Annotated in this window: 10 protein-coding genes; 4 read left to right on the forward strand and 6 right to left on the reverse strand. The window is 47.7% G+C overall.

Annotation, left to right across the window (positions count from 1 at the left end):
- Positions 1-51: 51 nt before the first annotated feature.
- From WC593_09010 to WC593_09020, 3 genes are all read right to left on the reverse strand, one after another.
- Entirely contained in the window at positions 52-1,227 is a 1,176-nt protein-coding gene (locus WC593_09010) for a PIN domain-containing protein (GenBank protein ID MFA4825281.1), read from the reverse strand.
- A gap of 303 nt (positions 1,228-1,530) precedes the next feature.
- Entirely contained in the window at positions 1,531-1,965 is a 435-nt protein-coding gene (locus tag WC593_09015; GenBank protein MFA4825282.1) for a hypothetical protein, read from the reverse strand.
- Between the two features lie 1,531 nt (positions 1,966-3,496).
- Positions 3,497-3,901 carry a pyridoxamine 5'-phosphate oxidase family protein gene (locus WC593_09020; GenBank protein MFA4825283.1) on the reverse strand — a complete coding sequence of 135 codons (405 nt, stop codon included), beginning with the start codon at positions 3,899-3,901 and terminating at the stop codon, positions 3,497-3,499.
- A 263-nt stretch (positions 3,902-4,164) separates the two neighbouring features.
- Here WC593_09020 and WC593_09025 point away from each other — a divergent pair, with 263 nt between their 5' ends.
- The 4 genes from WC593_09025 (at position 4,165) to WC593_09040 (ending at position 8,225) form a co-directional block, all read left to right on the forward strand.
- The gene (locus WC593_09025; GenBank protein MFA4825284.1) at positions 4,165-5,172 is read left to right on the forward strand and encodes a PAS domain S-box protein; all 1,008 of its coding nucleotides are present in this window, start codon (positions 4,165-4,167) and stop codon (positions 5,170-5,172) included.
- A 4-nt stretch (positions 5,173-5,176) separates the two neighbouring features.
- Positions 5,177-5,728 carry a hypothetical protein gene (locus WC593_09030; GenBank protein MFA4825285.1) on the forward strand — a complete coding sequence of 184 codons (552 nt, stop codon included), beginning with the start codon at positions 5,177-5,179 and terminating at the stop codon, positions 5,726-5,728.
- Between the two features lie 151 nt (positions 5,729-5,879).
- Positions 5,880-6,128 carry a hypothetical protein gene (locus tag WC593_09035; protein ID MFA4825286.1) on the forward strand — a complete coding sequence of 83 codons (249 nt, stop codon included), beginning with the start codon at positions 5,880-5,882 and terminating at the stop codon, positions 6,126-6,128.
- An 87-nt stretch (positions 6,129-6,215) separates the two neighbouring features.
- Positions 6,216-8,225: a PAS domain S-box protein gene (locus tag WC593_09040; protein ID MFA4825287.1), complete on the forward strand. Its 2,010-nt coding sequence runs from the start codon at positions 6,216-6,218 to the stop codon at positions 8,223-8,225.
- A gap of 152 nt (positions 8,226-8,377) precedes the next feature.
- Here WC593_09040 and WC593_09045 read toward each other — a convergent pair whose 3' ends face one another.
- From WC593_09045 to rpl18a, 3 genes are all read right to left on the reverse strand, one after another.
- Entirely contained in the window at positions 8,378-8,857 is a 480-nt protein-coding gene (locus WC593_09045) for a RidA family protein (GenBank protein ID MFA4825288.1), read from the reverse strand.
- A gap of 212 nt (positions 8,858-9,069) precedes the next feature.
- Entirely contained in the window at positions 9,070-11,142 is a 2,073-nt protein-coding gene (locus tag WC593_09050) for a PAS domain S-box protein (protein ID MFA4825289.1), read from the reverse strand.
- Between the two features lie 1,756 nt (positions 11,143-12,898).
- On the reverse strand, positions 12,899-13,090 hold the full coding sequence (gene rpl18a / locus WC593_09055; protein ID MFA4825290.1) for a 50S ribosomal protein L18Ae: 192 nt from the start codon (positions 13,088-13,090) through the stop codon (positions 12,899-12,901).
- Between the last annotated feature and the right edge of the window lie 2 nt (positions 13,091-13,092).

Genomic DNA, 13,092 nt, shown 5'->3' on the forward strand with positions numbered 1-13,092 from the left:
GTAATCTTTTTTTTAATACAAAGTTAATTTTCAAAAATTTAGAGAAGCACTTTAAATTTTATGATTCTCTTCCGTTTCTATCTGATTGCCAGGTTCCTTTTGTCTTACTTTAAGCGACTCTAAATAAATGAAACGTTTTCGCAAATTCTCATATCTTTCAATCGATTGTAATATTGTCGGATTTGAGACAATTTTAGATAAATCCTTCATTTCTTTAAATATCTCTATATATTCAGGATTTGTAAAAAGTTTTCTAAAATCTTCGTCTTCTAAAAGCGTATCCATATCCTTTTGATTAAATACCGGCACATATGCGCCAAAAATTGTTTGTTGCCTATTTTGATTTCTCAAATTTCGAACTTCTTTGATTGCATCATTGCTGACTTTTTCTTTGAGGAATTTTTGATAAGCTTTCATAAAATTTTCAGAATTATACATATAAATTCGGTTTTTTGTGGCTGATGCAAATTCCTTAATTAAATCTGGATGGGGTAAAATAATTTCTTGTGTTGGTTTTTGATAATCGTGAATTAGCCACCAGTCATTTTTTTCATCATCGTTTACAAAAATCACGGATTTATTTTTTAATTCAGCGAATTCTAATATTTGGGCCCACGAAACAAAATCAGCATATTGTTTCTCAGTACCTTTTTGTTGATCCGAAAATCCAGGAGGTATTTTTTGTTCATATCTTTTCTTTCCGAGTTCGTACAGTTCTTTTAATTTATTGGGAGAATATTCCTCACCAACATTTTCTTCAAATAATTTGTCAATTTCTTCACCAATAATGTCTCTTTTCGTTAAATCAGGATATTTATTTTCGCAATTTTTTAAATAAGAATCCAAATCTGAAAATGCCTCCTCAATTTTTCTTTTTAATTCATTTTTGTTGATAAACGGATGATACTCAACACTTTTTTCTTTTTCGATTTCCGTGATTGATTTATTTTTTATTTCATCGATCTTTTCTTGAATTCTTAGATATTTTTCTCTCTGCTCACGAATAATATGAGGACGACGAGACTGATACTCTTTACCGACTTGATATGGAATCCAAATTCTGTTTGAAATTTTTTTAAGTATTGATAAAAATTCATCCCTCGATTTCACAGAGTATTGATAAAAATTTAATATTACGCTAGTATCAAAAATGAAAATACAATTTTCCCATAATTCTTCTAACTCTTTATCAGTTGGCTTATAATATTCTGGGAATTTTTTTTTCATTAATCTATACATTTCATTGAACATAATAAGCATATTGAAATATTTTTCGAATAAGCTCCTAACACACCTTCAGGAAATGCAATATCGACCTAGCCATCATGCAGGTCGGTCGAATCAATTCCGTTGACCAAGACCCTAATGGTGTTGAATGTAGACAGGTAGGTTACGGCAATAGTGTGATTGAGGAGATTCGCGAGATGATGGGGATCTTCACTACTACGTTTGCCAAGATATCGAGCGAAAAGATTTAGGCAATTCTTTTTTTTTTTAAATATACTATTTACTGTCAAAAAATAGTAAAAATTATTGTTTTGATTCTTTTTTGGGAATGGCATTTTGATGTTTCAAATATTCTAAAAATCCTAAAGTCAACAGATTGATTTCTAATATCGTAATAAAAAGTAGAATAGTCGCTATTGAAAAAAAGATATTAATTAATAAAGTGGATGTTGAATTTAACCAAATTAAAAAAAATGCATACACATCAGTGAAAAGAGATATAGATATTAGAAATAGAGGTTGTTTCAATCGTTCAATAATGACTTTATCTTGTTTGATGGCTATTACTGCAAATAATATTGCCATTAATGCTGTCGAAATGACAATATATTGTGTACAAAGACTTTCGATGCCTCCGGATTTTAAACCGTACGCCCAAAAAGGCCATACTAATGCTATAATAATGCCACCGATTAAAAAAAATTTGAGCTGTTGTGCCGGGTTTTTTGGAATGCACATAATCTTACATGGGTAGATAGCCAGATTAAAATTTGTGCTCCATTTCCCCGCTGCGGATCAGGGACCTGCCATGCCCTTTAACCGCCCTGCCCAGCGAGGCCCCGCTGAGGCGGCCGAGCGACCCCCGCAGGGGTGGGCTTACTCGTTTTTTCAAATGCCTATCAGGAAAACCTTCAAAAAATTGGGGGGGAGGTACCCTGTCCAAACTTGGAGAGGGGGATACCGGCCCCACCCACCCCCTCTCCAAAACCCGAGAGGGGGTATACAGCCCACCCTACCCCCACTCTTACGAAAGACAGGCCCCCACCCCCCTCCGGCTGCACGGACCCGGCCACGGTTTCCGATGGAGTCACGACTGAACTTCCCTTTCCTCACGCACAACAAAAGGGTGGGACCCCCCCACTCAAAAGTTCGAGAGGGGGTACCCTACCCCCCTGTCCAAAAAGTGAGTGGGGGTATACCCACCCCCTCTCCAAAAAACGAGGGGGGGATACCAGCCCTCCCTACCCCCACTCCAAAATTTGAGAGGGGGTCCCCCCTCCCCCCCCTGTCATATGAAAATCCTTCCCCTTTGTCGCATGAACCGGAGCGGTGGTTCATGTAGAGTCACGACGGAGAGGGCATCGCTCTGCTGGGTATCCGGGAGGGGGGATACCCCCTCTCTTGGCCCGGACAGGGTACCACCCCCTCCCCCTCTCCACAAAATGAGTGGGGGTATCCCACCCCCCTGTCTAAAATATGAGGGGGGATACCTGCCCCACCCACCCCCACTCTTGGAAAAGACAGGGTACCTCCCCCATGAAAACCTTTACAGAAAAGCCGGTATATTTCCGGATACTCGAATCATCTTGGCAACATCGATGACTCCCGGGAAAAGGTTAATCATGTCAGGATTATTCTATCTCATTTATGCAATCGGCGAGCCTTGTTTGCATCATCGTTTTTTGCTCAATGCTCATAGCAGGGTGCATCCAGCTGCCTGGAATGCATATTATCAGTAACACACCCGATCCCATCATCGGCCAGTGGATTGGAGGTGAACCGCCGGCATCGGACCGGCACATAATCCTGTATGAAAATCAGACGTTTTTTTCCACGAATTTTTTTATCAACCGTAAGGAAACAACTGACACCGGCAACTGGACAAAAAAAGAACCCGGTCGCTATTCATTGCAATCCGTTACCGGTGAAAGAACCGATTGGATGTACGATTCATTTGATGATTCATTTTACCCAGGTGGATTACCCCAGATGAAATACCACCGTTATAAAGGGTAAAACGGAAAGAATTGATCGTTTGGCTGATGGGGGTTGAGACCCCCATACCCCCGGTAATGATGAACCCCCCACCCCCGACAGGGCGCCCCCGCGGCGGTTCAGGAACGGTTCTCTCATTAAACCGATCTGCCCAGCGAGGCCCCGCGAAGGGGTGGCTTGGCTCCTGATTGTGTAACAAATAATAGGATGTTTTTGATAGGTTCGAGCGTGAACCCAATTGGTTCATGTCCATTTCAGCAGAGCTAAAAATAATTCAAAGTATCTTTTTTCCTGCCGCCGGTCCGGGCATGCATTCATAGACCTCGGTGATCTTCATGATCAGGAGTGATTTTGCCGGAAGGCCGGGTTTCTTCTCTTGCACCATCTTTTTCATCCTGTCGTAATCAGCCCCGCTTGTTTTTACCTCAACCGTGCCCTTGACCTGACAGCACTTCCTGCTGTCGGAATCGTACAGGTACACTGCAATGTGCGGGTTCTCCTTGACATTTGCAAGCGTTTTTAACATGAAATTGTCTGCAAGCCAGACCGTATCATCGTTGACCAGTATGACAAACGCGATGGGAGTGACATTCGGAATCCCTTTTTTTGACGCTGTGGCAATGGGGAAGAGCTTGATTTTGGCAAATAATTCCTTTATTTCTCCGGTAAGTGCAACCATCTCTATCATCTCACAGTACGGGCATAACCCGCCATATACTGTCTTATATTATTCAGACTCTTATGCATTGTGCTCATTGCTCATTATTCCTCATAATAATGCTCAGCGTCCACCCGGTCCTGAATCTTCATCCCGCTATACCCGCCCTTTTCGCTCCTGTCGTCACCACCCGCTCCCTGAACGGCATACATCCCTATACATTCATATAAACGCAGGATGCATCCTCATTCAACAGTTATCGAGTCATCAGGGGATACATACAGATGGAAAGTACACAGAACGAAAATTTCTGTATCGAGGCAGGTTTCCTTGACAATGCTCTTGTCATGATCGCTGTACTCGATGAAAAGGGCCGGGTCGTTTCATGGAATCATGCGGCAGAAACCATCACCGGCTATTCACGTGAGGAAGTGTTCGGCAGCAACGCGGTCTGGAAAAATCTCTATCCTGACAGGGATTATCGTAAAAGTGTTACGCAGAAAATTGCGAATATCCTTAAAACAAAAAACTCTTTTGAAAATCTTGAAACCTCCATTCTTACGCGGTCAGGAAAGACCCATATCATTCTCTGGAATACCAAAAAGATCGACGCAGGGGGTCTTTCAAGGGCCATTGCCGTCGGCATGGATATTACGGCTGAGCGGGAGGCCAGTGCATTCCGTGAGAATATCATTGACAATGCCTTTGTACTCATCACGGTTATCGATCCGGACGGGAAAATCCAGGTCTGGAACAAGGCAGCAGAGATGATAACCGGCTATTCCCCCGATGAGGTAATCGGACATCGTGATATCTGGAAAAAACTCTATCCCGATGCTGAATATCGCCGGAGCATAACGCAGAAGATATCCAGAATTATTTCCGAACACAATCATTTTGAAAACCTTGAGACGATAATACGCACGAAAAACGGCGACCCGCGGATCATATCCTGGAACACCCGGCAGATTGGGGCCGGCGGGATATACCACGAGATCGCTATCGCGAGGGACATCACCGAGCAGCGCAAGGCTGAGGATGCTTTGGTTGCCTATATGACCGAGATGACCATGCGACTGAAACAGCCGGTCGGGATCATCAGTACTACCCTCCTGGAATCCGCAGATCTCATAAAACAGGGGATGCTCACCCAGCAGGAAATTATCCTGATGCTCGAAGGTCAGGCCCGTAACGCCACCCAGATCGAGGCAAATATCCGTCAGTTCCAGTCCGCGATTGTTGAGAAGAACCGATCGATTCCCGAAGCATACCGGAAATTCCTGGAACGGTGATGGAGTGCCGGATATTATCGACCCTGAGGAACTCGAACAGAAAAAGATCTTTTTGATCCTTGCATCGCCCGGAACAATCCGCCAGCGCAATATTGAGATTATCAAGGAAGTATCGACCTTGGGCTATCATACGGTTGTCATTACCACGAATTTTCCCTATAGTATCCTGACAAAATTGTATGCCCAGAACGGGATCCCATCCACCCGTGTCTCATTTATCGATGCAGTTACCCGCAACTCGATCGGGAATGTTGAGAATATCCCCGGGGTTGTACGGTACATCAATAATCCGGCGAATCTTACTGACATGGGCATCGCGGTTACTGAAGTTCTCAAAGATCATTCGGGGAAGAAAATCTGCATTATGTACGATTCTGTCAGTACCATGCTGATCTACCTTTCATCGGCAAATATTTCGAAATTTATCCATTTTGTTACCAATAAACTCCGGCTTATGGATATTTCCGGTGTATTCCTTGCCGTGGAGAAGGGACTTGATCCGATGCTGATGACGCAACTCACCACCTTTGTTGATAATGTTGTTGACATGGGCTGATCATAAGGGCTCGTAATTACTCCCGGCACGGTTGCGATCACCTCCTACCGCGTTTTTGCATCAGGTGTTCCTTCACATGCTGCATAGCCGGGCTGTGCAGGAAAAATTTATTGCTTCAGCACCGGTATTAGTCCCTTATAGGGAGGATCGTATGCAGACCATGATCGGCACGGTAACCCACTATTACCCGAGAATCGGGGTTGCAGCAGTAGTGTTAAAGGATCATCTCGCCCGCGGAGACCGCATCCACATCCACGGGCCACACGAGGACTTCGACCAGTCCGTCACATCGATGGAACTGGAACACATACCTATCACGGAAGCGGACGCGGGACAGGATATCGGCATCAAGGTGATCGAGCGGGTCCACGTCGGGGATGTGGTGTGCCGCGAGAGCTGATTTTTATTCTTTTCTTTTATCGTTTCAGGAACGTATTTGTATAACCTCAGTCTTCTGTAGAATGCAGAGCACTTCAGGAATACTATCATGATCTCAGTCCTCTACGTGGATGACGAAACGGGACTTCTGGAACTCGGCAGGGACTTCCTTGAAATGACCGGGGACTTCAAGGTAGATCTACAGGAGTCTGCAGTTGCCGCGCTGGAGCACCTGGCGACCCACACGTATGATGCCATCATTGCCGACTACCAGATGCCGGTGATGGATGGCCTCGAATTCCTGCGACAGGTCCGTCTCCATTACGGGCAGGTGCCGTTCATCCTCTTCACGGGGAGAGGACGCGAGGAAGTCGTAATTCTTGCACTCAACGATGGTGCGGACTATTACCTCCAGAAAGGCGGGGAGCCGCAATCCCAGTTCGCCGAGCTGGCACATAAGATCCGGCTTGCCGTCCACAGGAGGCAGGCAGACCTTGCCCTTGAAGAGAGCGAGCGCAGGTACCGCGATGTTGTTGAGACCCAGACGGAATTCATCAGCCGGTTCAAACCCGACGGAACCCATGTATTTGTCAATGAAGCATACTGCAGGTATTTTAAAAAACCGCGTGACGAGATAGTCGGGCACCGTTTTATCCCGGAGATTCCTGCCGATGATCGTGCCCGTATTGGACGCCATCTTGCCTCTCTTACAAAAGATCATCCCACCGCTGATATTGAGCACAGGATCGTCATGGCCGATGGCACCATTCACTGGCACTGGTGGAGCGACCATGCCATCTTTGACGAATCCGGCCGGCTGGTCGAATACCAGTCGGTAGGGAAAGATATCACCGACCGGAAACGGGCGGAAGAGGCCCTCAGAGAGCGGGAGCACCGCCTCGAGACGCTGGGCATGAGTATCCCCGGTGCAATCTACCAGTTTGTGCTGACTCCTGATGGGAAATACCACTTCCTGTACGTGTGCGGAAGATGGAAGGAATTATTCGGGGTTGCTCCGGAAGATGCTGCGGTGTCTTCAGAATCGACATTTGCAGCAATATTACCCGAGGACGTACCAGAAGTCAACCGCACGATAGCCCTGTCTGCCTCCACAAGGGAACTCTGGCATTGCGAATTCAGGACGCGTGTCAACGGAAAAATCCGATGGGTTCTTGGACGATCATTACCGGAACAACCCCGTCGCGATGGCAGCATCCTGTGGAACGGCGTCCTGATCGATATCACCGGCCGGAAACTGGCAGAAGAGGAACTGAAAAAATCCGAGAACCTGTACCGGGCAATCTTCGACAACACCGGTGCTGCCACCATTATCATTGCGCCTGACACCACCATCCTGCTGGCAAATGCCGGCTGGGAGAAACTGACCGGGGTACCACGGGCTGATCAGGAGAAAAAACTCAGCTGGACGGTCTTTATCGACAAGGATGATGTAGAGCGGATGAAACAGTACCATTACGCCCGGCGGAAGGACACCTCTCTTGCACCGACGGTATACGAGTGCCGGGTTATCGATGCGAAAAAGACAGTTCATAACTGCTTTGTCCACGTCGACATGATCACGGGAACAAAAAACAGCGTGGCATCCCTTGTGGACATTACCGAACGGCGGAAAGCCGAGGATGAACTGCGGGCAGCATACGAGCAGCTGACCGCAGCGGAAGAAGAACTGCAGGCCCAGTTTGACGAACTGAAATTCAACCAGCAGAAGATACGGGAGAGCGAGGAGAAGTACCGGTCGATCATCGAGAACCTGCAGGACGCCTTTTACCGGACAGACCTGAAGGGCAACCTTATCCTTGTCAGCCCGTCATTTGCATTGGAACTGGGGTACGATTCGGTTGACGAGGTGCTTGGGAAAAATGTTGCTGATGATTTCTACTTCAACCCCGCGGATCGCGACCTCTTCCTTAAAAAACTCGCTGAAACCGGAGAACTGGATGAGTACCGGGTCCTCATAAAGAAGCGGGATGGATCCCCGATGGCAATATCGGTTGCGAGCCACATCTATCATGACGAGATGAATAATCCTGCCGGAGTCGAAGGGATGATCCATATACTCAAAGAGAACGGGGAGGCAGCGGAACCCGACAAAAAATAAAAGCCCAGGAAAAAAACCAAATCCGCATCAGGTAACAAAAAGAAATCTTCCTGAAGAAAGAGTTTACCGGCAGCGGAATATACTTTTCATTCCTGCCGGCATACCCGGAACTGAACAGGATTCCTCTCTCTCTTTTGATGACAACGGTACCCCTACCGTTTCTGTGCCACCATCTCGATCTCGACTTTTGCCCCTTTGGGCAACTCAGCGACCTGCACGGTAGCCCGTGCCGGGTACCCTCCGGTGAAGTATGACCCGTAGATCCCGTTAACCGTGTTCCAGTCGCTCATGTTCACCAGGTATATCCTTGTCTGGACCACGTCGCCAAACCCGAGGCCGGATTCCTGTAAGACCGCATGGAGGTTCTCCATTGCCCGGGTTGTCTGCTCATCAGCAGTACCGGAGAGATTGCCGGTTGCAGGATCGATACCGATCTGGCCTGACAGGAACAGAAAATCGCCGGACAGGACTGCCTGGCTGTACGGCCCGATGGGTTTGGGTGCGTTTTCGGTAAAGACGACCCGTTTTTCCGGGTGAATGGGTTGGGGTGCGAGTATTGCGTAGATCACGCAGCCGGCCAGAAGGCCGCAGATAAACACCAGCACAAGAATGATCTTATTCGTTTCTGCCATCCGTATCCCTTCTGAATAATCTCAGTAATGGGAGTGGCTGATTACACGATAAGCGTTCGGAAATGTATTTTAAAAAAACAAGGTGTGTGGTCGCATGCTCCGGGCGGAGAAGGGTAATGAACTCACAGCCTTCGTGGGCTTGCCCTACGAGAAAGACCGGGCCTTGTTTACTCCACTAAAAAATTACTGGTTCCCATTCTCTGCTATGGGTTTTACTTCTGACAGGCGATCCGGTACACCCCTTTTGGCACCGTGATCTCGAACCGGGCCCCGTTGCCCTGCTCGCCATTCTCCGTAATGGTGATGCCGGTGATAGCGAGGATCTCGCGTGAGAGGAACAGGCCAAAGCCGGTATGTTTGCCAAAACCCTTCTGGAACAGTCTCTTTTTGTCCTCTTCAGCGATACCCACACCATTATCGCCATAGGTGAGGATGAGCCCGCTTTCCGATTCCCTGACAGAGTAATCCATGCGGGTCACGTGTTCGCCATGACGAAGAGAATTTTCCATCAGGTTGTAAAAGACCTTCTCTAAAAGGGGATCAGCAAAAACCTCCACACGATCAACAGCAACAGTGATCGCTACACCCGGAGGATTCAGCTGGCTGGCTGCAGAGCTGATTGCGTCCGACAGGATCTGCCATTTCGATGCCTGTCCCCCGATGTCCTGGTAGTTCCGGGCAAACTCAATCTGGTGCTGGATGGTTTCAGCGGCTTGTTCTTCTTTATGAATATACGTGAGAATAACAGGATCTTGTATCGTTTCTTTGGATAGTTCAAGGTATGTCCGCAATCCCATGAGCTGGTTGAGAATATCATGCCGCGTGATAGTATTGAGCATAGTAAGTTTTTTGTTCGCCTGTCGGAGCGCTTCTTCTGTCTTCCTGCGCTCGGTGATGTTGAGAACAAATCCCCGTAATCCCTTATGCTTACCGTTAACGATAATCGGCGCCGCTAATGCCAGAGCCCAGAAAGTACTGCCATCTTTCCTCAAAGCCCGGTATTCCAGGTACTTGTTGGGGCTGCCCTGGATCTTCTCCTGCACCCTTGTCTGGACATTCGTACGATCTTCCGGTGAAACCAGGTTGAAGATGTTCATACCATTTGAATAATCTTCTTCGGTATAACCGAATTCTTCAAGGCCATGTTTATTCACATACATAACATAACCCCGGGCATCTGACTCGAAGATCGTTTCGGGAAATACTTCGGCAAGCTGCCTGAACCGGTCCCTGCTCTCCCTGAGCTCTGATTCAGCCCGCTTACGCTCGGTATTGTCAAGGGTGACCGTGAACAGACGGGGGGTGCCGGCAACGTCAATGGAAAATGCGGATAACGATCCGTCCATCATGTCCCGGTTCTTCCGGTATATCTTCACCTCAACATTGCTCACGTTCCCGGTCTCTTTAATCTTGCTGATGATGGCATTTCGCTGGGCTGGATCAACATACAATCCCAGGTCCGAAACCGTTTTCCCGATCACCTCTTCACGGGAATAGCCAAGCGTTGAGAGGAAACTTGTGTTGACATCAAGAAACCTGCCCTCTTCGAACGTGGATATTGTCGTGAGTGCCGGATTTGAATAGAATGTCTCAGAAAATTTCTCCTCGGATATTTTAAGACGAAGCTTCTCTTCATCACTGCGTCGTTGGAAAAAAGCAGATGCCAAAACAAGAAGAATGATAAAGAATGTTGCAATAAGCATGGGCAGGCTGAATCTGAAAATCGCCATTTTCCATGTATGCGCATCGACGTCCATGCCAAAGATCGCTATCACCTGGCCGGTTGCTGGATCGGTGACCGGAATAAATCCGCCTACCCAGGTTCCCCAGCGGTCCGTATACGGCCCTTCGCTTGCCTTCTCACCGTTCGAAAATAACGTTTTGAGAACCGCCGGTGCTTCGGTGTATACCTGCCCCGGAGGAGAATAGTCCTCAGATTCCGGGGATTCAGAGTCTGCATAGAGGATGATTGTCCCGTCCTGCTGCTGCCCCATCAGGTAGGCAAACCGTATTTCAGGATCGGCTTCCCGAATTTTTTCGAGCTGTGCTTTGAGTGCCCGGTATTCCGGCGATGTGATATCAGCAGCGGTCCCGCTCAGTGATACAACCTCAGAGGGAGAGATCGCGGATTGTGCAATGCTGGCTTTGAGGAGCAGATCATTGCGCAGGGAGCGGTCTTCCTCCTGTGCAGACCAAACAGTAAGGAGTATCCCGACAATGAGGATGCATAGTGCGAGGACCTGCCACGCCTTGATATCCCGTTTCAAAAGTACCCTGCCTGTCATAAGCAAACCGGTCTCTCATTCGCCCGGGTATAGTATGCGTTCTCTCCAGCAGTCATGAAGTCTCATGCCCGTTCCTGTCAGGTGCCACGCTCCTTTGGGCATCGTCCATCCCAAACGGTGTTCTTTCCGTGGCTCGCCCGTTACAGGGATCGTAATGCCGGTAATTGTTAAGGATCTCCTGCGAAGAGGCTGATCCCCCCGGGAAAGTTCCCGGACCCGGGAGCGATGCACTGCTCTTTCTCTGCGACAAAGAACCCCATAGCCAATAATCCTCGTGGACAATGATATAATGATCCCCGGATTTTCCGGCCGCGAACAATTATGGTTGTTGGAATGTGCCACAATTAATCTTCGGTTTTTATTTTTACAGGGTTTATGCCTGCGCTTGATATTTTTTGGGTCGTCATTGATTCATGGGGGTAAGACCCGCTTTCAAAAGTTTGTATGTGATGTTCCCCCGCTTCAGCGCCTCACCGAGGCACGGCAGGGCAAGACTGTTTCAACATTTCAGTCACTAAAACCGCCGCGGGAGCATCACTTTTTGGTGCGGCAATGGTCATCCTATTTTGGAGCATGGGATAGGGGGTTGCGGGGTCTATACCCTGAACCCGAATACCCTCATTTCAGGCTCATTTTGCCAATCGGAGAAAGGTCAATTTTTGGGCAGGTGAATTGGTGTCCACGCACGTTTAAAATACCTTAAATTTCAGGTATTTTGCGAAAATAACCGATTATAAAAGGATTTTACCGTGCAATTTAGCGGTCTTGCAATGCCCTCTTTTTCGGGCCGCTGGGTCAGCCTGTTATTTCGGTTTTCGGCCATCCGGAATACCGTGGCGGGCGTTTGCTTTCTTCATGACGGTGAAAATTCCGTTCCTGCCGGAACACCGTATCGAAAGGGGGGTTTCATACATACATCAGGGTCGCGTGAGATCGATTGAGATACGTGCATCCTTCCCGAACCCCGGTCTTAGCAGGTCTCCGTCGTGGGGAACCGTGATCGCAAGGACACGTTGGAGCCGGAGAGGTTATTTAATTGCACAAAATTGCGAATTACAGATCCTGTTTTTTGAACAGCGCTCATTTCGGGAGATTCAAGCCAAAATACGGCACATAATCGCCTGAAAATAAACCCTAATGGTACCTTTTGGATGGCCGATCATTGCCCTGATGGGTGGTAGGAGGGTCGAGATGAAAAGAAGGCCTGTTTTGGACTTGGTGATTGAGGAACCCCTCGTCAGTCACTGTCGTGAGTTTACGATTACGATATGGGTGAGATAGCGGGTCATCAGCCAACCCACACCTGTGCGATCGGCCGGGTTCCCTTACTCAGCAGGTCTCCGTCGTAGGGAACAATGATCGCGGGGACACTTTGAAGCGGGAGAGGTTATTTAATTGCACAAAATTGCGAATTATAGATCCTGTTTTTTGAACAGCGCTCATTTCGGGGGATTCAAGCCAAAACACGGCACATAATCGCCTGAAAATAAACCCTAATGGTACCTTTTGGATGGCCGATCATTGCCCTGATGGGTGGTAGGAGGGTCGAGATGAAAAGAAGGGCTGTTTTGGGCTGGTGATTGAGGAACGTCTTCGTAGGTCACTGTCGTAAATTTTACCATTTTGTGGTAGGTGAGGGGGGTGGTACCCCCGATCCCCCTGCCATTTTTTAGAGTGGGGTATGACCTATTCTATCAAGATGGCATTCGCTGTTCAAAAAAAATTTCAAACAATGAACAAGAAAAGTAAAAAAAAATTACTCGGCCTTAACGGCCTTGATCGCATCGATCTTGATGTACCTGCGTTTCAGGTTGTGCTTGCTGCCAATTACGGCTAAGGTGCGTTCCTGTGCCTGCTTTGCATTGGGGGCCGCGATAATCTTTGTGTACGGGGCCCAGTCTTCGCCCATTAAAAAGGTTCCTTTAACCTCAAACTTCTGATTCTCCATCA

This window comes from Methanoregula sp., from assembly GCA_041645435.1.
Taxonomy (GTDB): Archaea; Halobacteriota; Methanomicrobia; order Methanomicrobiales; family Methanospirillaceae; genus Methanoregula.

What these genes read in the sequence shown, in the direction of transcription:
- WC593_09010 (MFA4825281.1), bottom strand. Translation starts at nt 1,227, where the DNA reads ATGAAAAAAAAATTCCCAGAATATTATAAGCCAACTGATAAAGAGTTA.
- WC593_09015 (MFA4825282.1), bottom strand. Translation starts at nt 1,965, where the DNA reads ATGTGCATTCCAAAAAACCCGGCACAACAGCTCAAATTTTTTTTAATC.
- WC593_09020 (MFA4825283.1), bottom strand. Translation starts at nt 3,901, where the DNA reads ATGGTTGCACTTACCGGAGAAATAAAGGAATTATTTGCCAAAATCAAG.
- WC593_09025 (MFA4825284.1), top strand. Translation starts at nt 4,165, where the DNA reads ATGGAAAGTACACAGAACGAAAATTTCTGTATCGAGGCAGGTTTCCTT.
- WC593_09035 (MFA4825286.1), top strand. Translation starts at nt 5,880, where the DNA reads ATGCAGACCATGATCGGCACGGTAACCCACTATTACCCGAGAATCGGG.
- WC593_09040 (MFA4825287.1), top strand. Translation starts at nt 6,216, where the DNA reads ATGATCTCAGTCCTCTACGTGGATGACGAAACGGGACTTCTGGAACTC.
- WC593_09045 (MFA4825288.1), bottom strand. Translation starts at nt 8,857, where the DNA reads ATGGCAGAAACGAATAAGATCATTCTTGTGCTGGTGTTTATCTGCGGC.
- WC593_09050 (MFA4825289.1), bottom strand. Translation starts at nt 11,142, where the DNA reads ATGACAGGCAGGGTACTTTTGAAACGGGATATCAAGGCGTGGCAGGTC.
- rpl18a (MFA4825290.1), bottom strand. Translation starts at nt 13,090, where the DNA reads ATGGAGAATCAGAAGTTTGAGGTTAAAGGAACCTTTTTAATGGGCGAA.